Origin of the sequence: Salinimicrobium sp. TIG7-5_MAKvit (assembly GCF_049569215.1) — a bacterium.
GTDB classification, from domain to species: domain Bacteria; phylum Bacteroidota; class Bacteroidia; order Flavobacteriales; family Flavobacteriaceae; genus Salinimicrobium; species Salinimicrobium profundisediminis.
Genome location: NZ_CP145903.1, coordinates 1,317,273 through 1,343,043, shown reverse-complemented (window position 1 = coordinate 1,343,043; position 25,771 = coordinate 1,317,273). Strand labels below are relative to the sequence as shown.

General features: G+C 43.1%; 27 protein-coding genes. 17 read left to right on the top strand and 10 right to left on the bottom strand.

What is annotated here, in order from left to right; all coding sequences use genetic code 11:
- Positions 1 to 8: 8 nt before the first annotated feature.
- The 9 genes from V5739_RS06060 to V5739_RS06020 all read left to right on the top strand — a co-directional run bounded on the left by V5739_RS06060 (position 9) and on the right by V5739_RS06020 (position 6,938).
- The gene (locus V5739_RS06060; RefSeq protein ID WP_423820039.1) at positions 9 to 644 is read left to right on the top strand and encodes a 4'-phosphopantetheinyl transferase family protein; all 636 of its coding nucleotides are present in this window, start codon (positions 9 to 11) and stop codon (positions 642 to 644) included.
- A complete protein-coding gene (locus V5739_RS06055; RefSeq protein WP_423820038.1) occupies positions 644 to 1,351 on the top strand; it encodes a geranylgeranylglyceryl/heptaprenylglyceryl phosphate synthase in 708 nt (235 codons plus the stop codon). The genes V5739_RS06060 and V5739_RS06055 overlap by 1 nt, the downstream gene beginning before the upstream one ends.
- 86 nt (positions 1,352 to 1,437) lie before the next feature.
- Positions 1,438 to 1,698, top strand: a complete 261-nt coding sequence (locus V5739_RS06050) for a YkoF family thiamine/hydroxymethylpyrimidine-binding protein (protein WP_423820037.1) — start codon at positions 1,438 to 1,440, stop codon at positions 1,696 to 1,698.
- The gene (gene pnuC, locus V5739_RS06045; RefSeq protein WP_423820036.1) at positions 1,682 to 2,317 is read left to right on the top strand and encodes a nicotinamide riboside transporter PnuC; all 636 of its coding nucleotides are present in this window, start codon (positions 1,682 to 1,684) and stop codon (positions 2,315 to 2,317) included. Before V5739_RS06050 ends, pnuC begins: the two co-directional genes overlap by 17 nt.
- Positions 2,275 to 2,838, top strand: coding sequence for an ATP-binding protein (locus V5739_RS06040; RefSeq protein ID WP_345599467.1), 564 nt, complete (start codon positions 2,275 to 2,277; stop codon positions 2,836 to 2,838). The genes pnuC and V5739_RS06040 overlap by 43 nt, the downstream gene beginning before the upstream one ends.
- Positions 2,839 to 2,842: 4 nt before the next feature.
- Positions 2,843 to 4,393, top strand: a complete 1,551-nt coding sequence (locus V5739_RS06035) for a DUF4301 family protein (protein WP_423820035.1) — start codon at positions 2,843 to 2,845, stop codon at positions 4,391 to 4,393.
- Position 4,394: 1 nt separating this feature from the next.
- Entirely contained in the window at positions 4,395 to 4,799 is a 405-nt protein-coding gene (gene arfB / locus V5739_RS06030) for an alternative ribosome rescue aminoacyl-tRNA hydrolase ArfB (protein WP_423820034.1), read from the top strand.
- 185 nt (positions 4,800 to 4,984) lie between these two features.
- The gene (locus V5739_RS06025; protein ID WP_423820033.1) at positions 4,985 to 5,323 is read left to right on the top strand and encodes a hypothetical protein; all 339 of its coding nucleotides are present in this window, start codon (positions 4,985 to 4,987) and stop codon (positions 5,321 to 5,323) included.
- Positions 5,324 to 5,597: 274 nt separating this feature from the next.
- On the top strand, positions 5,598 to 6,938 hold the full coding sequence (locus V5739_RS06020; RefSeq protein WP_423820032.1) for a sigma-54-dependent transcriptional regulator: 1,341 nt from the start codon (positions 5,598 to 5,600) through the stop codon (positions 6,936 to 6,938).
- Here V5739_RS06020 and V5739_RS06015 read toward each other — a convergent pair.
- The gene (locus tag V5739_RS06015; RefSeq protein WP_423820031.1) at positions 6,928 to 9,342 is read right to left on the bottom strand and encodes an ATP-binding response regulator; all 2,415 of its coding nucleotides are present in this window, start codon (positions 9,340 to 9,342) and stop codon (positions 6,928 to 6,930) included. The two genes, V5739_RS06020 and V5739_RS06015, sit on opposite strands and share 11 nt — an antisense overlap.
- A gap of 295 nt (positions 9,343 to 9,637) precedes the next feature.
- On the opposite strand from V5739_RS06015, the gene V5739_RS06010 reads away from it, so the two are divergent.
- Positions 9,638 to 11,995 carry a TonB-dependent receptor gene (locus V5739_RS06010; RefSeq protein ID WP_423820030.1) on the top strand — a complete coding sequence of 786 codons (2,358 nt, stop codon included), beginning with the start codon at positions 9,638 to 9,640 and terminating at the stop codon, positions 11,993 to 11,995.
- 60 nt (positions 11,996 to 12,055) lie between these two features.
- Here the strand turns inward: V5739_RS06010 and V5739_RS06005 are convergent, their stop codons facing one another.
- Positions 12,056 to 12,484 (bottom strand): hypothetical protein, encoded by a 429-nt coding sequence (locus V5739_RS06005; RefSeq protein WP_423820029.1) that lies wholly within the window; start codon positions 12,482 to 12,484, stop codon positions 12,056 to 12,058.
- A gap of 116 nt (positions 12,485 to 12,600) precedes the next feature.
- On the opposite strand from V5739_RS06005, the gene greA reads away from it, so the two are divergent.
- The 3 genes from greA to V5739_RS05990 all read left to right on the top strand — a co-directional run bounded on the left by greA (position 12,601) and on the right by V5739_RS05990 (position 13,982).
- Complete coding sequence (greA, locus tag V5739_RS06000; protein ID WP_345599459.1) at positions 12,601 to 13,077, top strand: transcription elongation factor GreA; 477 nt, start codon at positions 12,601 to 12,603, stop codon at positions 13,075 to 13,077.
- A 105-nt stretch (positions 13,078 to 13,182) separates the two neighbouring features.
- On the top strand, positions 13,183 to 13,572 hold the full coding sequence (locus V5739_RS05995) for an HIT family protein (protein ID WP_345599458.1): 390 nt from the start codon (positions 13,183 to 13,185) through the stop codon (positions 13,570 to 13,572).
- Entirely contained in the window at positions 13,572 to 13,982 is a 411-nt protein-coding gene (locus tag V5739_RS05990) for an acyl-CoA thioesterase (RefSeq protein ID WP_266071138.1), read from the top strand. Before V5739_RS05995 ends, V5739_RS05990 begins: the two co-directional genes overlap by 1 nt.
- Here V5739_RS05990 and V5739_RS05985 read toward each other — a convergent pair.
- A complete protein-coding gene (locus tag V5739_RS05985) occupies positions 13,957 to 15,126 on the bottom strand; it encodes a sensor histidine kinase (RefSeq protein ID WP_423820028.1) in 1,170 nt (389 codons plus the stop codon). The two genes, V5739_RS05990 and V5739_RS05985, sit on opposite strands and share 26 nt — an antisense overlap.
- Before the next feature lie 110 nt (positions 15,127 to 15,236).
- Between V5739_RS05985 and V5739_RS05980 the strand changes: the two genes are divergently transcribed.
- From V5739_RS05980 to aat, 3 genes are all read left to right on the top strand, one after another.
- Complete coding sequence (locus V5739_RS05980; RefSeq protein WP_423820027.1) at positions 15,237 to 16,115, top strand: flavin reductase family protein; 879 nt, start codon at positions 15,237 to 15,239, stop codon at positions 16,113 to 16,115.
- A gap of 1 nt (position 16,116) precedes the next feature.
- Positions 16,117 to 16,491 carry a DUF3127 domain-containing protein gene (locus tag V5739_RS05975; RefSeq protein ID WP_266071135.1) on the top strand — a complete coding sequence of 125 codons (375 nt, stop codon included), beginning with the start codon at positions 16,117 to 16,119 and terminating at the stop codon, positions 16,489 to 16,491.
- Positions 16,492 to 16,618: 127 nt separating this feature from the next.
- Positions 16,619 to 17,257 (top strand): leucyl/phenylalanyl-tRNA--protein transferase, encoded by a 639-nt coding sequence (gene aat, locus V5739_RS05970; protein ID WP_423820451.1) that lies wholly within the window; start codon positions 16,619 to 16,621, stop codon positions 17,255 to 17,257.
- Between the two features lie 53 nt (positions 17,258 to 17,310).
- Here the strand turns inward: aat and V5739_RS05965 are convergent, their stop codons facing one another.
- The 7 genes from V5739_RS05965 to V5739_RS05935 all read right to left on the bottom strand — a co-directional run bounded on the left by V5739_RS05965 (position 17,311) and on the right by V5739_RS05935 (position 22,794).
- Positions 17,311 to 17,889, bottom strand: coding sequence for a DNA-3-methyladenine glycosylase I (locus tag V5739_RS05965; protein WP_423820026.1), 579 nt, complete (start codon positions 17,887 to 17,889; stop codon positions 17,311 to 17,313).
- The gene (locus tag V5739_RS05960) at positions 17,889 to 18,617 is read right to left on the bottom strand and encodes a hypothetical protein (protein ID WP_423820025.1); all 729 of its coding nucleotides are present in this window, start codon (positions 18,615 to 18,617) and stop codon (positions 17,889 to 17,891) included. The genes V5739_RS05965 and V5739_RS05960 overlap by 1 nt, the downstream gene beginning before the upstream one ends.
- Before the next feature lie 3 nt (positions 18,618 to 18,620).
- Positions 18,621 to 19,325, bottom strand: coding sequence for a tRNA pseudouridine(55) synthase TruB (gene truB / locus V5739_RS05955; protein ID WP_423820024.1), 705 nt, complete (start codon positions 19,323 to 19,325; stop codon positions 18,621 to 18,623).
- 6 nt (positions 19,326 to 19,331) lie between these two features.
- The gene (locus V5739_RS05950; protein ID WP_423820023.1) at positions 19,332 to 20,129 is read right to left on the bottom strand and encodes an undecaprenyl-diphosphate phosphatase; all 798 of its coding nucleotides are present in this window, start codon (positions 20,127 to 20,129) and stop codon (positions 19,332 to 19,334) included.
- A 2-nt stretch (positions 20,130 to 20,131) separates the two neighbouring features.
- Entirely contained in the window at positions 20,132 to 20,386 is a 255-nt protein-coding gene (locus V5739_RS05945) for a DUF3098 domain-containing protein (RefSeq protein ID WP_423820022.1), read from the bottom strand.
- A gap of 940 nt (positions 20,387 to 21,326) precedes the next feature.
- Positions 21,327 to 21,701 carry a GxxExxY protein gene (locus V5739_RS05940; RefSeq protein ID WP_423820021.1) on the bottom strand — a complete coding sequence of 125 codons (375 nt, stop codon included), beginning with the start codon at positions 21,699 to 21,701 and terminating at the stop codon, positions 21,327 to 21,329.
- Between the two features lie 214 nt (positions 21,702 to 21,915).
- Complete coding sequence (locus tag V5739_RS05935) at positions 21,916 to 22,794, bottom strand: cell division protein FtsX (RefSeq protein WP_345599451.1); 879 nt, start codon at positions 22,792 to 22,794, stop codon at positions 21,916 to 21,918.
- Between the two features lie 151 nt (positions 22,795 to 22,945).
- Between V5739_RS05935 and leuS the strand changes: the two genes are divergently transcribed.
- Positions 22,946 to 25,759 carry a leucine--tRNA ligase gene (leuS, locus tag V5739_RS05930; protein WP_423820020.1) on the top strand — a complete coding sequence of 938 codons (2,814 nt, stop codon included), beginning with the start codon at positions 22,946 to 22,948 and terminating at the stop codon, positions 25,757 to 25,759.
- Positions 25,760 to 25,771: the final 12 nt, after the last annotated feature.

Genomic DNA, 25,771 nt, shown 5'->3' with positions numbered 1-25,771 from the left:
AGTTATATATGCCCCTTTACAAAAGAATAACAATAAATAAAGCTACTAATGTGCTCATTTGGAAGATCGAAGAGTCTTTTGAAGAGTTGAGTAAAGGCATAACCCTCACCCCCTTATGCAGCGAAAGGGTGCAGGGGATGAAAAGTGATATTCACCGCCGCGGTTTTATGAGCGTACGGCATTTACTTGCCGAAGCAGGTTATGAAGACAGCGACCTCTTTTATGATGAAGCGGGAAAACCCCACCTGCGCGATGGCAAATATATTTCTATCACTCATTCCTTTAATTTCTCGGGAATTATTGTGAGTGACAGGGAGGTAGGGATAGATATTGAGAAGCAGCGGGAAAAGATTCTCTTGATTGCACACAAATTCACTCCGATAGAGGAGTACAGGACCCTCGCAAATACCGATGCGCTTATTAGAAAACTCACCATTGTTTGGGGTGCCAAAGAAGCCGTGTATAAACTCTATGCCCAGCCAAAAGTGAGTTTTTTGCAGCATATTAATATTACCGATTTTGATTTTGATGAGCAGAAGACCACCGGGAAGATCACTTTTAACGGCCAAACCAGCTGGTACGAATTCGAATTTACCGAGTTTGAAGGTTTCACCTGTGTCTACACTCTTCGAAAAGTTTCTTAATGCCAAAGGTGCTGGAGGAAATCATTACTGCGGAAAAAGCCGGCACAAAAATGCTGGCGGTACTAATAGATCCTGAAAAATTCGACTGCAGCACTGCTCAAAAATTCCTTCGGAAAATGCCATTTTTGACTACCCATATTTTTATTGGAGGCAGTACCTGTACGCCTGAAGCAGTAGAAGAATGTACAAAAACCATTAAAGCAGACACCAATCTTCCCGTAGTGCTTTTCCCAGGTGACCACCAGCAAATTTCAGGTAAAGCCGATGCGCTCCTTTTTCTAAGCCTGCTCTCCGGAAGAAATCCCGACTACCTGATTGGGCAGCAGGTGAGCGCTGTGCCGCTTATTTCAAGAACCAGACTCGAAATCATTCCCACGGCCTATCTGCTCATTGATGGCGGAAAGGAAACTGCCGTACAAAGGGCCAGCAAAACCCAGCCGCTTCCGCAGAAGGATGTACAACAAATTGTAGACACTGCCATGGCCGGAAAATATATGGGGAAATGTCTTATTTACCTGGAAGCCGGTAGCGGCGCAAATATTCCTGTTGCAGCAGAGATAATTTCCGCAGTAAAAGAAGCAGTGCAATTGCCCGTTATTGTTGGCGGGGGCATAAGAACTAAAGAACAGCTTGAGACTGCTTACAGCGCCGGGGCCAATATGGTGGTGATAGGCACAGCCTTTGAAAAAGGGCATTTTTTCCTCTGAATTTTTTTCAGTCGTAGCAAAAGTTTTCAAAAAGGCCTGTTTTACGTCTTAATCTTCCTAATTTTGAGAAGACAAAAACTATCAACATGCAAATTTCAGTAGAACTTGCTCTTACTCCGCTTCAGGATGATTTTGAAGCGCCCATTAAAGCCTTTATCAAGAAACTTCGAAGTTCGGGGTTTACTGTAATGGAAAATCCTTTGAGCACCCAAATTTACGGGGAATACGACAAGGTGATGGAATTCCTGACTGAAGAGGTGAGGGAAACTTTTCAGGCTTCAGATCATGTATTGCTTACCATGAAACTTGTAAAGGGAAATAGAAGCGATTATGCAGCCGATTTTTGATTTCTTTTTTCAGCAGTATTCAGATTATCCTACGCTTTACATAATTTTAGAACTCATTGCGGTGGTGTTCGGGTTTCTTTCGGTGTGGTATTCCAAGCAGGAGAATATCCTGGTTTACCCCACCGGAATTATTAGTACCGTCATCTTTGTTTACCTTCTGTGGCAGTGGGAGCTGCTGGGTGATATGATGATCAATGTCTACTATTCTACCATGAGTATTTACGGCTGGTATGTATGGACGCGCAAGGTAGATGCCCAACATTATATTCCCATCACCACCACCACTCAAAAAGAGCATTTTTGGAGCCTCATTATTTTTGTTGCTACCATGGCTTTTACTTTTGGGATCTACGAGTATTTTGACAAGTGGAATAGCTGGACCGCTTATGTAGACACCGTGACCACGGCCATATTTTTTGTGGGTATGTGGCTCATGGCACGAAAAAAACTCGAAAACTGGATCTACTGGATCGTGGGTGATATTATCTCTGTGCCATTATATTTTTACAAGGGGCTCACTTTTACCAGTTTGCAATACCTTTTGTTCACAATAATCGCAGTTTACGGATATAAAACATGGAAGAAGAGCTTGAGCAGCGGCGGTCACGTGATGTCATAAAAATCGTCTTGTTTGGACCCGAGTCTACAGGAAAAACTACTCTGGCCCAAATGCTGGCCAAACATTACAATACGCAGTGGGTGCCCGAATATATGAGGGAATACCTGCAAAAGAAGTGGGATGAACAGCAGGAGACCTGCGAACCCCATGACCTTTTGCCTATAGCCCGTGGCCAGATGGCCATTGAAAACCTGAAGGAAGCTAAAGCCAGTAAATATCTTTTTTGCGATACCAACCTGCTTGAACTGGTAGTCTACAGCCGTGCCTATTACAACGAATTTGTTGATCAAGTCCTTCTTAAACATGCGTTAAAGGCACAGTACGATCTCTATTTTTTAACGTATATTGATGTTCCCTGGGTTGAAGATGATCTTCGCGACCGCCCTGAAGACAGGGATGAAATGTTCGCCAGATTTAAAAAAGCCCTTGATGACAACCATTTACCCTACCGCATCCTGGAAGGTGACTTGCAGCAGCGGCTGGAAATGGCGGTAAAAATTATTGATCAACTTAAAAAATAGACCATTGGATTTTAGTGAAAAGGACATCTCCCGCTTCAGGGAGAAAGGGATCTCTCCCGAAAAAGTAGAAGAGCAAATCGAGATATTTAAAAGAGGAAATATCGTAGTTAACATCAGGGAGGCAGCTACAGTAAAAAACGGAATCCTCGCATTTTCCGAAGAAAAGAAAAACGAACTTACAGCACTTTACGAATCCCGAAAGGATGACCTCAATCTCCTCAAATTCGTGCCGGCATCGGGCGCAGCCACCCGAATGTTTAAAGCTTTTTACAATCTGCTGAAGGAATTTGATCCCGAAAATGAAAATCTGGATGAATATATAGATCAAAAGAACGAGCAGAGCCTCGAAGTGTTTTTTAACCGTATAAAAGATCTTCCTTTTTACAATGAGGTAAAGAAAAGAGCTGTCCAGGCTACCCCGGGTTACAAAGAAATGCCAGAAGACCGTCAGCAGTATTTATTTGTAAAATACATGCTGCAGAAGGATGGATTAGATCTTGGAGATCAACCTAAAGGTCTTGTGCCATTCCATAAATATAATGACCATCTTGCCACGGCTTTTGAGGAACATTTAGTTGAGGCTATAGATTATGCAGCTTCCGGTAAGAAAGTACGTATCCATTTTACTGTTGCTAAAGAGCACAGGGAAAAATTTGAAGAGGAAGCCCGTGAAGTGGTGCCCCGTCTTGAAGAGGAAACGGGCTACAGGTTTGAGATTTCTTATTCTTACCAAGATCCAAAAACCGATACTGTTGCGGTTACCAAAGAAAATGAACCCTTTAGGGATGAAGACGGGGAAATCTTCTTTAGGCCCGGCGGCCACGGTGCCCTCATCCAGAACCTGAATGACCAGGAGGCCGACCTTATCTTTATAAAGAACATTGACAATGTAGTGATCCCAAAGAACAGGGAACTTCTTGCTTCCTATAAAAAAATGTTGGGAGGGAAGTTGCTGCAGCTGCAGGAGAAGGTATTCAAATATCTTGAGCAGCTGGAGCAAGGTGCCTCAGCAGATGAACTTCAGGAGATGGCAGAATTTCTTCAGAAGGGATTAAATGCAGGGCTCAGTGTCAATTTCGAAGATCTTACTGATGAGGAAAAACCTTCAGTAATAAAGAACCTTCTCAACCGGCCAATTCGCGTTTGTGGTATGGTTAAAAATGAAGGGGAACCGGGAGGAGGCCCTTTCTGGGTAACTCATAAGGATGGTAAGATCTCTTTGCAAATTGTAGAAAGTGCACAGATAGATCACGAAAATTATCAGCAGAGCAAGATAGCTAATGAAGCTACCCACTTTAACCCTGTAGATATAGTATGTTCTACCAAAGATTACCGCGGAGGTAAATTTGATCTCGACAAGTACGTTGATGAGGATACCAGCTTCATTGCAAATAAAACAAAAGACGGGAAAGAACTTAAGGCCCTAGAGCTTCCGGGCTTGTGGAACGGCGGTATGGCCTACTGGAATACCATCTTTGTGGAGGTGCCGGTAGAGACCTTTAATCCGGTGAAAACTGTAGCCGATCTTTTAAAATCTTCACACCAGGTACAGTAAGTTGGATGAACAACAGCTCATACAGGAATCTGACTACAAGGCCGTAAGAAGTTCGGGTGCTGGTGGTCAAAATGTGAACAAGGTCTCTTCAAAAGTGGAGCTGCACTTCAGGCTGGAGGAGACCCAGGGACTTTCGGAAGAAGAAAAGCAACGGGCATTGAAGAAATTGTCATCCCGGCTTACAAATTCGGGAGAGTTGATCTTGCAGTGCGATGAATCACGAAGTCAGCATAAAAATAAGGAGATCGTTACCCAAAGGTTTCTGCAACTCATTAGGCAGGCTATTGTAAAACCGAAGATCTGGAAGAAGACCAAAACTCCAAAAGCAGCAAAACTAAAGCGGTTAAGAGAGAAAAAGAAACTTTCAGAAAAGAAAGCCACCCGTAAAGACCCTTTAAAAGATTGAAATGAGGAATATTTCTACAATTGGGTGGGGAAAAATCTAAATTACCGCACATCCTTTACTTCACTAAAAATAGCCAAAACCCCTGTCACACAGGGGTTTTGTTGTTCATGTGCCACAATGGCCCGGTTTTCCCTTTAGACTTATCAGACTAAAACTAAAACATTAAACCCAAAAAAACTTAAACTATGAAAAAGGTATGTCTTACAGTATTGGCTGCATCTGCAATGTTATTTTCAGCTCAAAATCTTACAGCCCAGGAAGTAGCTCAAACGCAGGTTGAGGTAGAAGAAACAGTGGTTCAAAGAGCCCAGGATGATTTTACACAAATTGAAGTTCAGGAACTGCCTGCTGCTGTACAGCAAGCTGTAGAACGTGACTATACGGGGGCCACTATTGCTGAAGCCTATGTGAAAGAACACGAAGGGGCACAAAAATTTAAGCTGAAATTGACCACTGCCGATGGTGAGGAGCAAGAGCTTTATGCCGATGCCGAAGGTAACTGGATAGAGAAGGACAAAAAGTAATCAAGGTATTGTTCAGAGCAGTAATCTGATTGCTACCACTAAACTAAAGGAGAAACCGACTCCTGGTGGCAGATCTCCCGCGGAAGATGTATTACCTGAGTAATTGCTACCCCGGAACCGCCAACCTTCTGGTGTGGTATAAAGCCAACAGAGGAGATTTGAAAAATGGAGAATGTTCAAAAAAGAGGGCTATGATTGTAGCTCTCTTTTTTATGTTTATTTTTGGTCTTGAGGGGTGGGAAAACTGTAATTTTGTTACTATTTAAAAATACCAATGACCAAAATTCTCTTAGTTGAAGATGATGTAGCATTCTGTACTATGCTCAAGACTTTCCTGGTAAAAAAGGAATGTGAAGTTGATGCCGTGTACACTGCAACTGAAGCCCTTAACCTGGTTGCTAAAAATAAATACGACCTGGTGATTTCAGATGTGCGTCTTCCCGATAAGGAGGGGCTCGAGATCCTGCAGGCTGTAAATCAAAAAGGAGAAAATACGGGGGTCATTATGATGACGAGCTATGCTGAAATTAGCATGGCTGTAAATGCAATTAAAGAAGGAGCATTAGACTACATAGCCAAGCCATTCCATCCCGAGGTGATCATGAATGCCATCCAGGCAGCTGTAAAGAATCCCACTGTTCCTAAAGTGGCCTCTCCCAAAAAACCTGAAACCTCTGCACCTCAGGATACCTACATTAAAGGTGGGAGCGAGGCTTCTTCCAAGCTTAATAACTATATAGATCTTGTTGCTCCTACCAATATGTCTGTGCTCATAATGGGTGAAAGTGGTACGGGAAAGGAACAGATCGCGAAAAGTATCCATCAGAAAAGCAAGCGAAATGCAGCGCCATTTGTTGCAGTAGATTGTGGGGCCATTCCGCGGGAACTGGCTTCCAGTGAATTTTTCGGGCACGTAAAAGGCTCTTTTACGGGGGCAGTAAATAATAAGACCGGGCATTTTGAAGCTGCCAATGGCGGAACGCTTTTCCTGGATGAAATTGGGAACCTCAGTTACGAGTTACAGGTGCAGCTGTTGCGCGCTTTGCAGGAACGCAAGGTAAAACCCGTGGGCAGTAATGAAGAGATTCATGTGAACATAAAGGTTATCGCAGCTACCAATGAAGATCTTTCAGAAGCTGTCAAAAAAGGCGATTTTAGAGAAGACCTTTACCACCGCCTCAATGAATTTTCTATTAAAGTGCCTTCTTTAAAAGACAGGAAAGAAGACCTTATGGTGTTTGCCAATTACTTTCTTGACAGTGCCAACGAAGAACTGGAAAAAGATATTTCAGGTTTTTCTGAAAAGAGTATTGCTGCATTTAAAAGGTATAATTGGCCCGGAAATCTCAGGGAGCTCAAAAATGTTGTAAAACGAGCTGTTTTACTTTCAACAGGAGAGTATATTTCTTCCAGTTGTTTACCTACCGAAGTGCTTGCGGCCAAAGAGGAGCCTGAAGAACAGGATTACAGCCTCTTCAAAAACAAGAATGAGCAGGAAATGATCCTGGATGCGCTTGAAAAGACCCGGGGTAATAAAAGTAAGGCTGCAAAATTGCTGTCAATTGACAGGAAAACACTCTATAATAAACTGAAGCAATACGGCATTAACCTGTAATCTCTTCCTGAAGGTTTTCCAGAAGCTTACTCACCTCTTGTGCCAGAGCAGGCACATCGATGCTTTCTGTTTCTGTACCACTGGCATTTTCTAAAATCACAAGTTTCTGTATCAAATGTGGCACTTGCAGCTGCCTGAACATAGGTAGCATCTTATGCGCTACGGCAGAGACCTTCTCTTTTTGCCCTTTTTGATGGGCCATTTGCAGTAAGACCAGGTTAGACCTGGTGCTTTCAATAAATGCAGTTAAAATGGCATCCATAGCTTCAGGATCTTCTCCTGCAAAGTTCCTGATCTCGGTTAAAGTATAGTTCTTTTCTGGCTGGGTTGAAGTATTAGTAGCCGGAGGCGGGGTTTTTAATTGTAGGTCCAGCAAGTCGCCAATAAGATGTAGTAATTCCCCCGGAGAATAAGGCTTAAAAAGACTGCCGCTAAATCCCCTTTTTAGATAGTCTGCTGCACTAACGTCTGGCCTGCCTGAGAGGGCAATCACCGGGAGGTCTTGCAATTTAGGTTCTTTCCTGATTTTTCGGAGCAGTTCAAAACCGTCCATTTTGGGCATTTGAATATCGGTAAGCACCAGGTGTGGCGGGAAGGCCTTTACTTCTTTTAAAGCCTCTTTCCCGTTGTGTGCAGTGCGATAAGACATACCTGCATTGCGTATCAATTCTTTTAGCAATCCCAGTTGAGCCGGTTCATCATCTACAATGAGCACAGAGATCTTTTCGGGATCTACTATCGGCAGGTTCCGTGGAGCTGCAGGCTGTTCATTAGTGGCAGCATATTCTACCGGGATCCTGATTAAAAAGGTGCTGCCTTTTCCGGGTTCACTTTCCAGGCTTATTTTTCCGCCTAAAAGATCGGTGAGTTTCTTGCTTATAGACAAGCCGAGTCCGGTGCCGCCGTAGCGCTTTTCTATGCTGCTATCTTCCTGTGAAAATTCTTCAAATACTTTCTCTTTCTGCTCTTTTGAAATCCCTATTCCTGTGTCTTTCACTTCAATGAACAATATGGGATGATTTTTCTCCTGCTCCAGTCCGGCTTTTACCTGCACGCTGCCCTGCGGTGTAAACTTGCAGGCGTTGTTTACCAGGTTTGTAAGTATTTGTTTAATTCTGAACGGGTCTGTAATTACTGGCCTGTCCAGTTCGGGTGCTATTTCTACCCGAACTTCTACATCTCGTGGCTTTTCCGGGGGGACAGCGTTTTCTACGGTTTCTTCAATCAGGTTCTTCGGATTAAAAGCCAGGGTGTCAATAGACATTTTTCCCGCTTCGAGCCGCGACAGGTCCAGCAGGTCGTTCACAAGTCGCAGCAGGTAATCTGATGATCGTTTAAGCTGTCGCAGGTACCTGTTCTGGGATTTGTTGAGCTCACTTTTTTCGAGCAAACCTGTATATCCTATGATGGTGTTCAGGGGCGACCTTAAGTCGTGTGTAACCGTGTTCATAAATTGTTCGCGGCTGGAGAGTAGCGATTCCGCATAAGTCTTTGCAGCCTCCAGTTCCTGCCTGTACTGCTGACTCTTAGAAACGTCTTTCACCACCAGGAATACAAAGGTGAGTATCACCAGTAAACTGGCAATTGCCAGGAAGAGGATGATCCTGGAAGTGTCTTCTACGGTATTTTGCCAGGCCTCTACCTGGTCCATAGACGCCATTCTTTCTTCAGTCTCTAAAGTACTTAACAAGGTGCGTAACCTGTTGTTGAGCTGTATCTCATTGGCCAGTAACTGGTCTTCTTTACTTTCCAGTTCCTGCCGGTAGCGCCGCTCCTGTGTTTCCAGCTGGCCCAGTACACTTTTTACTGAATTGACCAGGGAATCTATGGTGATCCCTGGAGGTTTTGGGCTCTGCTCATTAGAGTATTGCAGCAGCTTTATAAGTAATTGCCGCTGGTGCGGCTGCAGGTCTTTAAAACGCTGGTCGTAATTTCGGCTTTCAAAATTCTCATCTACCCGCTGTAATTCTGAAAGTACCCTGGCGTAATAGCTGTCGGTTTCTCCGCGGGCCCTAAGCTCCAGCAGTTCTTCGAGGTTTTCGCTCTTTTGGCTAAGTAGTGTATTTATGCTGTCAATTTCCCTGTCCAGAGAACTGTCAGTTCTAAAATTCTGCAGCGAGGCGAGGGTGAATTTAATAGAATCAATTTTGGCATTGTAGGTGTCAAGGCCTTCCAGGTTAGCACTTTGAATGAGCTGCCTGCTAAGACTTTCGGCCTCGTACAGCTTTGTGGCAGCCTCTCCCACCAAAAGCAGCTTTTGGTTTCCGGCATTACTCCTTTCAGTTAAACTGGTATAACCGGTCACCTGGTTATAAATAAACCACACCGCCAGTCCCATGAGAGAGGCCAGAATGATATAACCGGCAAAGACCGTGAAAGTTATAGATGCCTTTTTTTTTGCCATGATTTCTTTGAAAGTGTAAAATTAAAAGCTTTCTGTGCTAAACCTTCAAAAATTAGGTTAAATCGAAAAAAAGCATTTACCTTTGCCGCGTCTCAAAGGGGTGCTAAGTCCTGCGGAAGCAGGAGGAAGCTGAGATTATACCCAAGGAACCTGGGCAGGTAATGCTGCCAAGGGATAGGTGCAAAGTGCACCGCGCAAGTATTATACTCCTGTCAACCAATAGTGGTTTTCAGGATTTTTTATTTTATAACAACAAGAATAACAGCCCCTTTTATTCGTAACCCATTTTTTACGAATGAAACATGTTTTCTTAATCTTCAGTTTTTTTCTTGTCGCAATAAGCGGCTTTTCACAAGAATTTCGGGTGTCGGGCACAGTGACAAGTGGTGATAAACCGCTTGAAGGTGCCGTTGTGAGAGTAGAAGGCTCTTCGCAATTTACCCAGACTTCAGCAGGAGGGAAGTATTCTTTTACTCTTGATGAAGGTGTGCACCATCTCATTTTTTCCTTCGGAAATAAAAAACGGGTGCGCATAGATCTTTCCGAAGATATGGTGCTGAATGTAGATATGAGTGATGCCGAAGAGCTCCTCGATGAGGTGTTTTTATCGGCAGTGCGGGTGAGCGCCGCGTCACCTATCACCTACAGTAACCTTTCTAACGAGGAAATAGAAGATCGCAACCTGGGCCAGGATATTCCCAGCCTTATGCAGTACATGCCGGGAGTGGTCACTACCAGTGATGCCGGTGCCGGTATTGGCTACAGCAGCATCCGCGTGAGAGGTACCGAAGCCCGCGGAATCAATGTTACTATAAATGGCATTCCCTATAATGATGCCGAAAGTCAGGGGACCTTTTGGGTAAACCTGGGCGATTTTGCCTCTTCTGTAGAAGACCTGCAGCTGCAGCGCGGGGTGGGAACCTCTACCAACGGGGCCGGGGCTTTTGGTGCCAGTTTGAACATACTTACCGACAGGTATAACTATGAACCTTCGGCCGAGATCGCCAATAGTTTTGGTTCATACAATACCCGAAAACACACAGTGAAATTCAGCACAGGCATTTTTGACGATCACTGGGAATTCAACGGAAGGGCTTCAGTAATAAAGAGCGACGGCTATATAGACCGGGCTTCAACCGATCTTAAATCTTACTTTTTTCAGGGTTCTTATATTGGGGAAACCACGCTTGTAAAAGCCCTTACCTTTGGAGGTAGTGAAGTTACTTACCAGGCCTGGGATGGGATTGATGGGGACCAATTAAAAGAAGACAGGCGTTTTAACCCCGCAGGGGCCTATGAAGATGATCAAGGTAATCTTCGTTTTTACGACAATCACATAGATGATTATAAGCAGGATCACTTCCAGCTGCTCTGGAATGAGCGCTACGGCAATGGCTGGTCTTCAAACATTGCGCTCCACTACACTTACGGGAGAGGTTTCTACGAATCATATCGCGCAGAAGAAGACCTGGAGGCCTATAATCTGGAACCATTCACCGCAAATGGGGAAGAGATTGCTCAAAGTGACCTGGTCACCAAAAAATGGCTGGTCAATGATTTTTATGGCACAACATTTAACGTACAGTACGAGAATGAGAACCTGGAAGTTATTGCCGGTGGTGCATGGAACAACTATGAAGGAGACCATTTTGGAGAGGTGATCTTCACCCGCTTTGCGCCCAGCCTGCCTTTGCACAGGTACTATGAGAATAATGCTGAAAAAAGCGACTTTAATCTCTTCGGAAAAGTAACTTATGCCCTTAGGGATAATCTTGCACTTTACGGAGACCTGCAGCTAAGAAAGATCAATTATGAGGTCAATGGTTTTGAAGAGGAAAACGCGCCTTTCATAGTTAATGACAGCCATACCTTTTTTAATCCAAAATCCGGATTGACCTACGAATTTTCGGAAGCCAGCCGACTTTACTTTTCGTTTGCCAGGGCACATCGAGAGCCTAACAGGTCCGATTATGAAGCGGGCAACCCCGAACCTGAAGAGTTAAATGATTACGAGCTGGGATGGAGATTTGCGACAGACAAATTTCAGCTGAATTCCAATCTTTACTATATGGATTACCGCAACCAGCTGGTGCTTACAGGAGAACTCAACGATGTGGGTGCGCCAATTAGAAGAAATAGCGGGAACAGCTACAGGTTGGGTCTGGAATTGGATGCCGTGGTGAGGTTGCATCCAAAGTTCAGCTGGCGCCCAAATGTGGCCATTAGCCGGAATAAAAATGACGACTGGTTCGCGTCATGGGACGGGGAACTGCGCAGCTTCGGAAAAACAGACATCTCTTATTCTCCCGGGATCATTGCCGGAAACATTCTGGAATACCGACCTGTAGAAGGACTTGAGATTAAATTCCTTTCAAAATACGTGGGAGAGCAGTATATGAGCAACCTCGAAAATGAAGCATCTTTGCTCGAAAGTTACTTTGTAAATGACATTAACCTGCAGTACACCTGGAGCAATGCTCCTCTCTTTAAAGAAATAGTCTTTACCGGTTTGATCAACAACATCTTTAGTGAAGAATACGTGTCAAACGGGTATTACTACACTTACGATTGGGATGGGGTTACCTACGATGGTGTAGGATACTACCCACAGGCTACCCGCAATTTCCTGGCGGGGGTGACTTTGAGGTTCTAAAATATTACCTTCAAAAAAGGCTTTTTTGAGACCTCTCAAAAGAGCCTTTTTTTATGCTTTTTAATTTGAGATCTGTATCACATTTCCCCTCTTTTCTACCCGATAGGGCTGCAGCATATATTCTCCCGTACCTGCAGTTTGCTCTCCCGTAATGATGTTGTAAACATTTCCATCTCCACAGGTACATGAAGCTGCTGTTCCGTTTACAGTTAAGGCAGAACAGGCTTGAGGGATATGGTTAGGGTCGGTAAGTTCATAGGCAAAATACTGGTCATTGTTGAGGTTGTAAATAACAATTCCGTTAATGCCGTAGTTGCGGGTTATAAATTTATTTCCGGAAAAATTCAGCTGATTATACTCAGGAAGGTTAAGGTCAAACTGCACTGAAAAATTCAGGTGGGGCAGGTAAGGATTTTGACGTATCTCATCATCAGAAGAACATCCTAAAATGGTGATAGATAAGGATAAAAGCATTAAAATTCGCTTCATATTTGGGTTTTTAAAAGCTGCCGGATTATAATTGTACTGGATATTTTAATTTACTATATTTGTTTAAAATCCCGTCGGCGAATGGGATTTTTTCTATTTATATAAACGACGAAGTTATGAGTAAAGTATCATATTATAGTGCAGATGGCCTTAAAAAACTTAGAGATGAACTCAATCAATTAAAGGATGTTGAGCGGCCAAAAGCTTCACAGGCAATTGCCGAAGCGCGTGATAAAGGTGATCTTAGTGAGAATGCCGAGTATGATGCTGCAAAGGAGGCCCAGGGTTTACTTGAATTGAAAATTGCAAAACTGGAAGAAATATATGCCAACGCAAGGTTAATTGATGAGTCGCAACTTGACACGTCTAAAGCCCTGGTACATTCAACCGTGAAAATCAAAAACGTGACTAACGGTGCCGAAGTAAAATACAAACTGGTAGCCCAAAGTGAAGCCGATCTTAAAGCAGGAAAGATCTCTGTAGATAGTCCTATCGGGAAAGGTCTTTTGGGGAAAAAAGTAGGTGAGATCGCTGAAGTACAGGTGCCTTCGGGGACAATGAAATTCGAAATTCTTGAGATCACCCGTGACTAAGGTGTCAAAAATGTCATTTTTAAGGATCCTTTCTTCGGAAAGGATTTTTTTATGCCCCGGTTTATGCCGAAAATCTTAACTTGTTACCTCTAAAATTTAAACACTATGCCCAGCATTTTTACAAAGATCGTCAACGGAGAAATACCGGCTTACAAAGTTGCAGAAACCGATAAATTCCTGGCCTTTCTCGATGTGCGGCCCAATGTAAAGGGACACACTTTGTGTATTCCAAAAGAAGAGGTCAATAAACTTTTTGACCTTGATGAAGAAACTTACATGCAGCTTATGGCCTTTTCGCGCAAGGTCGCAAAGGGCGTTGAGAAAGCCATACCGTGTAAAAGGGTAGGAGTGGCAGTGGTAGGCCTTGAAGTGCCCCACGTGCATGTGCACCTTATTCCCTTAAACAACATGAGCGATATGAATTTTGCCCAGAGCGTTTCCCTGAGCGAAGAAGAATTTCAGCAAATCGCCGATGATATCAAAGCCAGTATTTAGTGGAGTTTTCGGAATATAAACTATCGCTGGACCTTCGGATTGATTTTAGTGATCTCGATATGTACCGTCACGTGAACAATCTCACGTTTATCAGGTTCCTTCAGTCGGGTAGGGTGAATTTTTGGGAGGCTGCCGGCCTGTCGAAACTCTTTTCAGAATCCAATAAAGGAGCCATCCTGGTTTCTACGCATTGCGATTTTAAAAAATCGCTGTTTTACCCGGGAACGGCTACGGTAAAGACGAAACTGGCCTACATCAGGAACAGCAGTTTTGCGCTCGATCAATTGATCCTGAATGACAAAGGTGAAGTTTGTGCCGAAGGTAGGGACATCGCCGTTTTCTTCGACTTTTCTGAAGATAAATCCCTGCCCATTCCTCCCGATCTCAGACAGGTGATGCAGCAGTTTTAGCCCTGTGAAGCTGGATCTCGATGGTTGTTCCTTTGTTGATCTCGCTTCGCAGCACTTTTATCCTGCCGCCGTGATATTTTTCTATGATCCTTTTGGAGAGTGACAAGCCAAGGCCCCAGCCCCTTTTTTTGGTGGTGAAGCCGGGTTCAAAGATGCGTTTGAATTTACTTTTGGGTATTCCTTTTCCGGTATCGGTAACCTGGATATACACTTTTTTAGAATCCTGCTTCAGCTTTATTTCCAGTTCCCCTTTTCCCTTCATGGCATCTATGGCGTTTCGTACCAGGTTTTCAATGGTCCAGCTATAGAGTTGGGCATTCAGGTTGACCAAAATCTTTTCCGAAGGAAGCTGAAGTTGAAATTTGATGAGCTTTGAACTCCGTGCTTCAAGGTAATCAAAGGAATCCCGGGTTTTTTCAACAATATTTGCCGGTTCCAGAGTGGGTGCCGATCCAATTTTTGAAAAGCGTTCGGTGATGGTTTTGAGGCGGTCTACATCTTTTTCAATTTCAGTAATAAAATCGGGGTTCACCTTTTCTTCTTTAAGGATCTCTGTCCAGCCTATGAGCGAAGAAAGCGGGGTGCCAATCTGGTGCGCCGTCTCTTTGGCCATGCCGGCCCATAATTTGTTTTGTTCGCTGCTTTTTGTAGTTCTGTAGAAAAAATAGATCACCGCAATAAACAGGATGATGATAAGAATAAGGGCGAGCGGGTAGTACTTGAGCTTGTTGAGCATTGGGGAATTGCCGTAGTAAACCCTGTTCACCCTGCCTTCGCCAAGATCCATTTCTATAGGTTCATTGGTGCTTTTAAGCGATGCGAGGAATTGCTGAAGTTCTTCTTCACTTGCCATGGTCTCGCCAGGTATGTTCATGGCGTCTACTATCTGGCCATTGTCATCTACCAGTATTGTGGGAATGCTCGAGTTGCTGTTGATGATCTCCAGGTAAAGATCAAGGCCGGTATCTGTATCTACCTGGTCAAGATAAACCTGTGCCGAAGCCCAGATGTTCATTTTCACCCGTTCTTCTTCCTTGATTCGCTGAAAAAAGGCAACTGCATTCCATACAATAAGGCTAACAATGATGAGTGAAGTAACGATAATGAACCAGCGGCGAAAGTTTCGTTTGTCTGAAAACCTCATGAAGGCAGGGCTTAAATTGCGTTTAAATATAATCGTTTTAGGTAACTTATTATTGTGTAGCCGATTTTTCATCTCTTCTGGGTTTCGTTACCTTTGCCAAAATCACGAGCATGCTTAGCATAGATCCTAAAGAAGTTACCGTACCTCAATTGCACCAGTACCTGCTGGGAGCAGTAGGGCCAAGGCCCATAGCTTTTGCCAGCACCCTTGATAAAGAGGGGAGGCCAAATTTATCGCCCTTCAGTTTCTTTAATGTATTTGGGTCAAATCCTCCAATACTTATTTTTTCTCCGGCACGCCGCGGAAGAGATAATACGGTAAAGCACACCTATAATAATTCTAAAGCCACGGGAGAAGTAGTGATCAATGTGGTGAATTACGATTTGGTACAGCAGGTTTCGCTATCGAGTACCGAATATGCCGAAGGTGTCAACGAATTTGAAAAGGCAGGGCTTACTATGCTGAAATCGGACATTGTAAAGCCTTTCAGGGTGAAGGAATCACCGGTACAATTTGAGTGCAGGATCAATGAGATCGTAGAGACTGGAAGTGAAGGAGGAGCCGGGAATCTTGTAATTTGTGAGGTGCTAAAAATGCATATTCGGGAAGATATTTTAGATGAAAAAGGCTATATTGACCAGCACAAAATTGACCTGGTAGCCCGCATGGGAGGTAACTGGTACACCCGCGCCACCCCCGGAATGTTTGAAGTTCCAAAGCCTTTGCAGACTTTAGGAATAGGAATTGATGCCATTGCCGAAGAGGTTAGAAACAGTAAATATCTCTCGGGGAATGATCTTGGGAAACTGGGCAATGTAGAGCGGCTTCCCACCGCTGAAGAAGTCAGGGAGTTTTTGAGAGGGAATTCTCAACTTTCAGAATTGGTGAAAAGCGCCGGTGAAGAAAAGCTGCATTTAACAGCAAAAGAATATTTAGAAAAAGACGATACGGCAACAGCCTGGAAAATATTATTAGCAAAAAACGTTTGATATGGAAGTACAAGGAAAAATTAAGATGATTGGACAAACCCAAACCTTCGGGAGCAACGGGTTTAGAAAGAGAGAAGTGGTAGTTACAACAGAAGAGCAGTACCCACAACATATTCTTGTAGAATTTGTGCAGGATAAATGTGATCTTCTAAATAATTATGGTGTTGGACAGCCTGTAAAGATTGGGGTGAATTTGCGCGGGCGCGAATGGGTGAACCCGCAGGGAGAGACAAAATACTTCAACTCTATACAGGGATGGAGAATTGAAAACCTGGCAGCTCAGAGTCAGCAGGGTGGCGCTCCTGTACCACCGGCCGATCAATTTGAACCGGCCAATAATCTAAACGACGAAGATTACGACGATTTGCCATTTTAGGTGAATCATAAAATAAGTAATGAAAACCCCTTTTCTGAAGAATTGGGGTTTTTTCTTTTCTGAAGAGACCGGAAAAGAAGAGTGGTCAATTTGTTTTATTTTTACTTCTGAAAAAAGATCCCTGTTTTTGACATTTTTGAGACCACAAGACGATTTTCCTTCAGTTGAGAAGGCTACAGCAGAAGGTTTGCTGGCTTATGGCGGTGACTTATCACCCCAAAGGCTTCTGGCAGCATATTCCCGCGGAATCTTTCCGTGGTTTGATGAAGATCAGCCTATTTTGTGGTGGAGCCCCGATCCCCGAATGGTGCTGTTTCCCGAGAACCTGAAGGTCTCCAAAAGCATGAAACAGCTGCTTAAAAAGAATGCTTTCAAAGTGAGCTTTAATACGGCTTTTTCCGAAGTTATTGAGCAATGTGCAAAAATATACAGGCCGGGACAGCCCGGCACCTGGATAACGCCCGAAATGCAACAGGCTTACCTTTCCCTGCATGAGGAAGGTATTGCAGTTTCAGTTGAAGTTTGGCAGGAAACGGAACTCGTGGGTGGCCTGTACGGAGTTTACTTAAGGGAAAAAAAGATCTTTTGCGGGGAAAGTATGTTTTCAAAAGTCAGCAACGCCTCAAAATACGGATTTATTCACCTGGTACAGCAACTTGAAAAGGAAGGCGTAAGATTAATTGACTGCCAGATGTACACGGACCATCTCGCCAGTTTGGGTGCAGCCGAAATTCCCCGTAGCGTATTTCTGGAATACCTAAGCTGAAACCAGAAAGAGGTTCCAAAAATGGCATTTTTGGAACCTCTTTTTCCTGTGGTTTATTGAGGTGCTTTCACTTCGCTGTGCCTAAAGCATTGCGTTATGTGATCATTCACCATGCCTGTAGCCTGCATGTGAGCATAGACCACCGTTGGCCCTACAAATTTAAAGCCCCGCTTCTTGAGATCCTTACTTAGAGCTTCGCTAAGAGGCGTGGTGGCAGGAACCGCAGCTAAAGTTTGCCGGTCGGGTTGTAAAGGTCTGTCATCAACAAAACCCCAAATATATTTTGAGAAACTTCCGAATTCCTCCTGCACCTTGATAAAAGCCTGTGCGTTGGTGATTGCGGCACGAATTTTTGCGCCATGCCGGATTATGCCGCTGTTCTCCAGTAATTCGGCTTGTTTAGCTTCAGAATAAGTGGCTATTTTTTTATAATCGAAATTGTCAAAAGCCTTTCTGAAATTTTCCCTTTTCCGAAGAATAGTGATCCAGCTTAAGCCCGCCTGGAAGGTTTCCAACATAAGGAACTCAAAAATGCCGGCATCATCTTTTAAGGGAACGCCCCATTCGCGGTCGTGGTATGCTTCATAGAGTGGATCGCCCACGCACCAGCCGCAACGTATCTTTTCTTCCATTAATTCTGAAAATTATAGGTTATAGTGCCGAGTTGCGCATTTCTCCCGGCAAGTTGGGTAAATTTTGCATCTGCCGCATATCTCATAGCCATATTGGTAAGGCATTCGTTACTTGTGGAAGAAGCATTCTTGTTTATTGAGGTCTTTACCACGTCTCCCGCAGCATTTACGGTGATGTTCACCACAATTCTGCCGGGAGTATCACAGGTATAAATTGGATTGGGAATATCTATAGCTGTTCGACCTACCAGGGAAAAAGAAATAGAGCTGTTTCTCAGGCTGCCGGGCTTTACTGATGTTCCTTTACTGCTGTTATCTCCCTCTGAAGCCTTCTTTTTCTTCTCTTTTTTATTGTTGTTCAGCCCAAACTCTCCTTGTGCCGACTTGGCAGACTCTGCTTCCGAAGTTTCCTGTTGCGCGGCATTCTTCTGAAATATTTCATCCAATCTCGACTCCAGGTTATTCTGATTTTCCTCCTGATCCTGGTTGAATGCCTGGTGTGTTTGTGCGGTAGGGCTCGGGCGTTGAGGTTCTGCAGGTTTGGGCGCTTCGGGCTCGGGTTGTTCTTCTTCGGGAGGTGGGATGGGCCTTAATTCATTTAGCTCAATAAGCGTCTCCCGAATCTTTTTAGATTCGTTGGAGATTTTGATGTTGTACATAGACAAGATCAAAATCGAAAAGATAAGGCTGGTAATGATCAGCGCCTTATGTCGATCGAAAAAATCCATTTTTTAAGTTTCTTCCTCCATCGAAAGATACTCATTTACAAAAGAATCTATTGTTAAGGCATTTTCAACTTTATAGTCTCCAATACGGGTGCGACGTAGGGCAGAGAGGTATGCCCCGGTGTTTAACTGGGATCCAAAATCAAAGGCGAGGCTGCGAATGTAAGTGCCTTTACTGCACACCACTCTAAAATGTACTTTTGGAAGCTCAATTTTAGTGATCTCAAATTCTGAAATATTTACCGTACGGGTAGGTATCTCCACTTCTTCCCCGCTTCGGGCGTATTCGTAAAGCCTTTTCCCGTCTTTCTTTAAAGCTGAAAATACCGGTGGTCTTTGCTGAATATCTCCCAAAAATGCTTTTGTTGCTTCATGAATTCCTTCCGAAGTGAGATGGTCTATGGGGAAGGTATCATCAACTTCAGTCTCCATATCAAAGGAAGGCGTAGTGGCGCCCAGGGTGAAGGTGCCGGTGTATTCTTTTTCCTGTCCCTGAAGGCTTTCAATAAGTTTGGTAGATTTCCCGGTGCAAAGGATGAGCAAGCCCGTAGCTAACGGATCTAGAGTACCTGCGTGGCCTACCTTAATTTTTTTGATCCTGAAGTTCTTCCGGATGAGCCATCTCACTTTATTTACCAACTGGAAAGAAGTCCATTCCAGGGGTTTATCAAATAAGAGGATTTGTCCGGTTTTGAATTCTTCTTCAGTCATTATTTATCAGGCATAGAAATATTGGTAACCAATTGCTATTGTGCCCACTATAAAACAGTAGATGGCAAAATAGGTGAGTTTGCTTTTACGCACCAGGGCAATCATCCAGGTACAGGCGGCAAAACCGGCAATGAAAGCAGCGATGAATCCGGCCAGTAGTGGTATAGGTTCGATGGAGGTGTTGGTTAGGTCCCCACTCAAAAGGTCTTTTGCGATTTTTCCTAAAATTAAGGGTACTACCATGAGGAACGAGAAGCGCGCAGCTCTGGTCTTGTCATTTCCGAGGAGCACAGAAGTAGAAATGGTGGCCCCACTTCTTGAAATTCCCGGTAAGATGGCGATAGCCTGTGCTACTCCTATAATGATACTGTCTTTGTAGGTTACAGGTTTGCCGGTATTTTTAGCCCGGTCGGCCAGCCACAACAACACCGAAGTGATTAAGAGCATGAACCCTACAAAAGTGAGATTGCCGCCAAAGAGAGATTCCAGTTCCTCCTCAAACATTAATCCGACAAAAACTGCGGGGATCATAGAGAGGACGATCTTTAAAGAAAATTTAGTTTCGTCATTCCAGCGGAAGGAAAACAGGCCGCGGAAAATTTCGGCTACGTCTTTCCTGAAAACCACAATGGTACTTAGAGCGGTTGCAAAGTGAAGTACCACGGTGATCATTAAAGATTCTTCGGGAATGCTTTGGCTTCCAAGAAGGGCTTTTCCTATTTCGAGGTGCCCGCTTGAAGAAACAGGCAAAAATTCGGTAAGTCCCTGGATAATTCCAAGGAAAACAGCATCAATAATTTCCATTATTATTTTCGGGGGTTGAGAAGGATCGCGTAGACTTCAATGGCGAAACCAAGAAGTACCAGGGCTGGTGCCAGCCTTATTCTTCTAAAACTATAGATTTCCGGATTAAAAACATTGGGGTCGTCACTGCCGCCGCCGGCCATGAGAATGAATCCAAGGGCGATTACTGCCAGGCCTATTCCCATCACAATGTAGTTCTTCTTTTCGAATACAAAATTAAGATCCTGCCTGTGTAAAGGCTTTTTGTTCTTGTTCATTGGTTCTTTGTTTTTTGGCTGCAACCCCTTAAAATGTAAGGTGTCAAAAATAGCATTTTAAAGTTTGAATTTATAATTCTGATTGGAGCTTTTAAAAATGATAACTCTTAATCTTAAGATTGTTTATTGATATTAAGGCGTTCTTCTAATCTCTTTGCCACAGATGCACAGATATTTTTTAGAGATAATCTGCCAGTCTAAATACTTTTTTGATTGGCGGCGGTTTCTTTTGATAGCAGAAGTTTCTTGAATTCAAAGAAATCTTCTTACAGAGAGTTTTCAACTTTTATTAGTGTATTCGTGGCCTTTAAAAAGTTTCTTCTATTTTTTTTGCCACAGATGCACAGATATTTCTTGAGATAAGCCAGTCTAAATATTTTTTTGATTGGCGGCGGTTTCTTTTGATAGCAGAAGTTTCTTGAATTCAAAGAAATTTTCTTACAGAGAATTTTCAACTTTTATTAATGTATTCGTGGCCTTTAAAAAGTTTCTTCTATTTTTTTTGCCACAGATGCACAGATATTTTTTAGAAATAATCTGCTAGTCTAAATTTTTTTTGAGTGGTGGCGGTTTCTTTTAATAGCAGAAGTTTCTTGAATTCAAAGAAATCTCCTTACAGAGAATTTTCAACTTTTATTAGTGTATTTGTGGTATTTTCACAGGGGTTTCTTCTATTTTTTTTTGCCACAGATGCACAGATATTTCTAGAAATAAGCCAGTCTAAATATTTTTTTGAGTGGTAAGATTCTTTTTGAACAGCAGTAGTTTCTTGAATTCAAATAACTCTTCTTAAAGTGATTTTCCAACTTTTATTAGTGCATTCGTGGCCTTTGAAAGGTTTTTTTAAAATTTTCGCCACAGATGCACAGATATTTTTAAAAGATGTTGTGGAGTGATAACGCATTCCACTCTTTTTTTGTTGCTGTCACTTCTTATTCTTTTAAAGTATAATTCTATGATGTATTAATTTATCACCTTCAAAATTGGCTAAGATGGCTAACCGAAGTTTAGAAATCTTTAAGTAGTTAAGGCATTGCGCCATATGCGACTCGTGCAAATGCGAAGCAGATTTTATTTTCAAAATTATCTTTCCAAAGACTACGAAATCTGCATTAAAATGATGGGGTAGTACAGTGTCTTTATAGTGAACCTGAAACTTCTTTTCCCTTTCATAAGGAATATTTCTCATCTTCAATTCGTATTCTACTGCATCTGAATAAACTACCTCAAGAAAACCACCGCCTAGTTCGTTATGCACGTCAAAAAGAACGCCCAGAAGTTCGTATGTTAGGTCTTTATACAGAAAATCACCCATAACTTATCCATGTGTTTGTGGTTCTCTAATAATTCATTTTTCTTTCTGAAGCCCATCAATGTGCACACCAAAAAGAATACTTGAAAATTTATATTTTTTTAGGATATTCCCATAGACCATCTGTGCATCTGTGGCTATTTTATAGCACAACTTACTTTTTTAAAAACAGGTGTTGTAATGAGAGTGAGAACTTTTTTAAATTATCTAGAACTCACTAATAATACAATTCATCAGTTTTTAAATTCAGGAAGCGCTGGGTGGCAAAAAAGGTACTAAGCCAGGTTATCACTGCTCCCATTAGAAAGATTCCGAAGAAAAGAGCAGCCAAAATGCTTGTATCGCTTAGCAGTTCAAGTTCAGGAAAGCTCTTGTTCATATAGTAAAGTACTATGGCCATACCTATTAGTGCAATAAGCGCGCCTATCATGCCCAGTTTTACGCTCTTCAGAATAAATGGTTTTCTAATAAACCTTTTTGTAGCACCTACCATTTGCATGGTCTTGATAATAAACCTTTTTGAATAGACCGAAAGCCTTATGGAGCTGTTGATTAAAAGCACGGCGATAAAGGTGAAAATCGCGCTAATGGCAAGCACCCAAAAACTGATTTTTGTAACATTCTCGTTGAGGAGGGAAATAAGAGGTTTGTCATAAACCACTTCATCTACAAAATTCTTTGCAGTTAACTCTTCGGCAATTTGGTCTATTTCGCCCGAGGTGATATAATCGGCTTTAAAGTATACGTCAATAGAATTTTGCAGCGGGTTATAACCCAAAAACTCCATAAAATCTTCTCCTATTTCTTTGCTGTGAGCTTCGGCTGCTTCCTCTTTAGTCACATAAGTAGTAGACTTTGTGTATTCGGCCAGGGCAATGGTCTTGTTAAGCTGGGTGATCTCCACTTCCTTCGCGGTGTCTTTAAGGTAAATGGTCAAAGCGATCTGCTCCTTGAAATGATCGGCTATTTTTTTGGTGTTGAGCACTAAAAGCCCCAGTAACCCAAGTAAAAACAGGACCAGCGCAATACTGATCACGACCGAAAAATAAGAGGAAATAAGACGTCTTTTTTGATATTTTTCAAAAGATGAACTCATAGGGCGGCTGCGTAAATTTGTGTAAAAATAAGAAAGTAAATCAATCCCTTTCTTTAAAACGCCCAAACTTTTCACTTTCGTACATTAACCGTATTTTTGCCCTTCCCTGAAGGTTTCGGGGAATGTAATAACATGACGCTGAATCTGTAAAATGAGGTACAACTTCAACCAAATTGAAAAAAAATGGCAGGAGTACTGGGCAAAGAACCAGACTTTCAAGGCTGAGAATAATTCTGAAAAACCTAAATATTACGTGCTCGATATGTTTCCGTATCCTTCGGGAGCAGGGCTGCACGTTGGGCACCCGCTGGGTTATATTGCCAGTGATATCTATGCCCGATATAAGAGGCATAAGGGATTTAATGTGCTGCACCCACAGGGATACGACAGTTTTGGTTTGCCTGCAGAGCAGTATGCCATACAAACAGGACAACACCCTGCCCTTACTACAGAGGCTAACATAAATCGCTATCGCGAACAGCTTGACCAGATAGGTTTCTCCTTTGACTGGAGCCGGGAGGTACGCACCAGCGAGCCAGATTATTACAAATGGACACAGTGGATCTTTATCCAGTTATTTGATTCCTGGTATGATTTTGAAGCTGAAAAAGCCCGCCCTATAAGTGAACTGGAAGAGATCTTTGCTGCGGAAGGGAATAGAGTGAATGCGGCTTGTGATGATGATGTAGAGCAGTTTACTGTAACACAATGGAATAATTTCTCTTCGGAAGAAAAACAAAAGCAATTGCTGAAGTACAGGCTGACGTATCTTGCTGAAACCGAAGTGAACTGGTGCCCGCAATTGGGAACTGTGCTCGCAAATGACGAGATCGTGAATGGTGTTTCCGAAAGGGGAGGCTACCCGGTAATCAGGAAGAAAATGACCCAGTGGAGCATGCGCATTTCAGCTTTTGCCGAACGACTGCTGCAGGGGCTAAACGAGCTAGACTGGACAGAAAGCCTGAAGGAGAGTCAGCGGAACTGGATTGGGAAGTCGGTAGGGGCTCTTGTGGAATTCAAAGTTCAAGGTTCAATGTTTAAGGTTCCGGTGTTTACCACCAGACCCGATACGATCTTCGGAGTTACTTTTATGACTCTTGCGCCGGAACACGAACTGGTGGAGAAGATCACTACTCCCGAGCATAAATCCGAAGTTGATGCTTATGTGCAGGCAACGGCAAAAAGAAGTGAAAGGGAAAGAATGGCCGATGTAAAGACCATTAGCGGTGTTTTTACAGGGGCCTATGCCGAGCATCCTTTTACAAAGGAGCCGGTGCCAATCTGGATTGGAGATTACGTTTTGGCCGGTTATGGAACAGGGGCCGTTATGGCGGTGCCATGTGGCGATCAACGAGATTACGAGTTTGCCAAACATTTTGATCTGCCAATCAGGAATATTTTTGAGAATGTGGATATTTCTGAAGAAGCTTATTCCGGGAAGGAAGGCACTGTGATCGCAAATTCAGATTTTCTTGACGGGCTCGAATACAAAGCAGCCCTTCAAAAAGCCATTTTAGAGCTGGAAAAGATTGGGCAGGGAAAAGGAAAAACTAATTACCGACTCAGAGATGCGGTGTTTAGCCGACAAAGATACTGGGGTGAACCATTTCCGGTTTATTATGTGGAGGGGCTTCCGCAGATGATCGAAAAAGAGCATTTGCCGCTACGTCTTCCTGAAGTAGAGAAGTATTTACCAACCGAAACCGGCGAACCGCCTTTAGGAAACGCTACAGACTGGGCGTGGGATACTGAGAAGAATGAAGTGGTAGAGAATTCAAAGATCGACCATAAAACTGTGTTTCCACTGGAATTAAACACCATGCCCGGTTGGGCAGGTAGTTCCTGGTATTTGTTCAGGTATATGGATCCTCAAAATGAAGAGCGCTTTGCTTCAGAAGAAGCTCTTGAATACTGGGAAAATGTCGACCTGTACATTGGAGGAAGTGAACACGCCACAGGGCACCTGTTATACTCGAGGTTCTGGACAAAATTTTTGAAAGATCGAGGCTTTTTGCCGGTAGAAGAACCTTTTAAGAAATTGATCAACCAGGGGATGATCCTAGGTACGAGTGCTTTTGTTTACAGGTTGGAAGGAGAGAATAAGTTTGTCTCTAAAAAGCTTTCTGAAGCACATAATGTACAGCCAATTCATGCCGATGTTTCGCTGGTCAATGCTTCAGATGAACTGGATATTGAAGGTTTTAAAAAGTGGCGACCCGAGTTCGCAGATGCCGAATTCGTCACTGAAGACGGGAAATATTTTGTTGGCCGCGAGGTGGAGAAAATGTCGAAATCCAAGTACAACGTGGTCAATCCCGATGATATTTGTGAGAATTACGGCGCCGATACGCTAAGGATGTACGAGATGTTCCTTGGTCCGTTGGAACAGGCAAAACCGTGGAATACCGCGGGCATTACAGGGGTGCACAACTTTTTGAAGAAGCTTTGGAAGCTTTATCACGATGAAGACAATAAGATTATTGTAAGTGACGGGAAAGCTTCAGCCGATTCTCTAAAGACGCTTCATAAGACGATCAAAAAGGTGACAGAAGATATTGAGAGCTTCAGCTTTAATACTTCGGTGAGTACATTTATGATATGCGTCAATGAACTGTCGGCTCAAAAATGCCATTTTAGAGAGGTGTTAGAACCCCTGGCTATTCTTATTGCGCCTTATGCGCCGCATATTTCCGAAGAACTATGGGAGAAACTGGGGCATGACACATCGGTCACTACGGCAGCTTATCCTGTTTATGAAGAGAAATTCCTGGTAGAAAGCACAAAAGAATATCCAATTTCTTTCAACGGGAAGATGCGCTTCACCCTTGAACTGCCTCTCGATATGAGTAAAGACGAAATTGAGAAGACGGTGCTGGCTCACGAAAAAACACAACAACAGCTGGATGGCAGGGTGCCAAAAAAGGTAATTGTAGTGCCCGGTAAAATTGTGAATATAGTAGGTTAGATTCTTTTTTAA

Bases quoted from the DNA above. Each gene is read 5' to 3' on its own strand.
- V5739_RS06060 (WP_423820039.1), top strand. From the start codon at position 9: ATGCCCCTTTACAAAAGAATAACAATAAATAAAGCTACTAATGTGCTC.
- V5739_RS06055 (WP_423820038.1), top strand. From the start codon at position 644: ATGCCAAAGGTGCTGGAGGAAATCATTACTGCGGAAAAAGCCGGCACA.
- V5739_RS06050 (WP_423820037.1), top strand. From the start codon at position 1,438: ATGCAAATTTCAGTAGAACTTGCTCTTACTCCGCTTCAGGATGATTTT.
- pnuC (WP_423820036.1), top strand. From the start codon at position 1,682: ATGCAGCCGATTTTTGATTTCTTTTTTCAGCAGTATTCAGATTATCCT.
- V5739_RS06040 (WP_345599467.1), top strand. From the start codon at position 2,275: ATGGAAGAAGAGCTTGAGCAGCGGCGGTCACGTGATGTCATAAAAATC.
- V5739_RS06025 (WP_423820033.1), top strand. From the start codon at position 4,985: ATGAAAAAGGTATGTCTTACAGTATTGGCTGCATCTGCAATGTTATTT.
- V5739_RS06020 (WP_423820032.1), top strand. From the start codon at position 5,598: ATGACCAAAATTCTCTTAGTTGAAGATGATGTAGCATTCTGTACTATG.
- V5739_RS06015 (WP_423820031.1), bottom strand. From the start codon at position 9,342: ATGGCAAAAAAAAAGGCATCTATAACTTTCACGGTCTTTGCCGGTTAT.
- V5739_RS06010 (WP_423820030.1), top strand. From the start codon at position 9,638: ATGAAACATGTTTTCTTAATCTTCAGTTTTTTTCTTGTCGCAATAAGC.
- V5739_RS06005 (WP_423820029.1), bottom strand. From the start codon at position 12,484: ATGAAGCGAATTTTAATGCTTTTATCCTTATCTATCACCATTTTAGGA.
- greA (WP_345599459.1), top strand. From the start codon at position 12,601: ATGAGTAAAGTATCATATTATAGTGCAGATGGCCTTAAAAAACTTAGA.
- V5739_RS05995 (WP_345599458.1), top strand. From the start codon at position 13,183: ATGCCCAGCATTTTTACAAAGATCGTCAACGGAGAAATACCGGCTTAC.
- V5739_RS05985 (WP_423820028.1), bottom strand. From the start codon at position 15,126: ATGAGGTTTTCAGACAAACGAAACTTTCGCCGCTGGTTCATTATCGTT.
- V5739_RS05980 (WP_423820027.1), top strand. From the start codon at position 15,237: ATGCTTAGCATAGATCCTAAAGAAGTTACCGTACCTCAATTGCACCAG.
- V5739_RS05975 (WP_266071135.1), top strand. From the start codon at position 16,117: ATGGAAGTACAAGGAAAAATTAAGATGATTGGACAAACCCAAACCTTC.
- V5739_RS05965 (WP_423820026.1), bottom strand. From the start codon at position 17,889: ATGGAAGAAAAGATACGTTGCGGCTGGTGCGTGGGCGATCCACTCTAT.
- V5739_RS05960 (WP_423820025.1), bottom strand. From the start codon at position 18,617: ATGGATTTTTTCGATCGACATAAGGCGCTGATCATTACCAGCCTTATC.
- truB (WP_423820024.1), bottom strand. From the start codon at position 19,325: ATGACTGAAGAAGAATTCAAAACCGGACAAATCCTCTTATTTGATAAA.
- V5739_RS05950 (WP_423820023.1), bottom strand. From the start codon at position 20,129: ATGGAAATTATTGATGCTGTTTTCCTTGGAATTATCCAGGGACTTACC.
- V5739_RS05945 (WP_423820022.1), bottom strand. From the start codon at position 20,386: ATGAACAAGAACAAAAAGCCTTTACACAGGCAGGATCTTAATTTTGTA.
- V5739_RS05940 (WP_423820021.1), bottom strand. From the start codon at position 21,701: ATGGGTGATTTTCTGTATAAAGACCTAACATACGAACTTCTGGGCGTT.
- V5739_RS05935 (WP_345599451.1), bottom strand. From the start codon at position 22,794: ATGAGTTCATCTTTTGAAAAATATCAAAAAAGACGTCTTATTTCCTCT.
- leuS (WP_423820020.1), top strand. From the start codon at position 22,946: ATGAGGTACAACTTCAACCAAATTGAAAAAAAATGGCAGGAGTACTGG.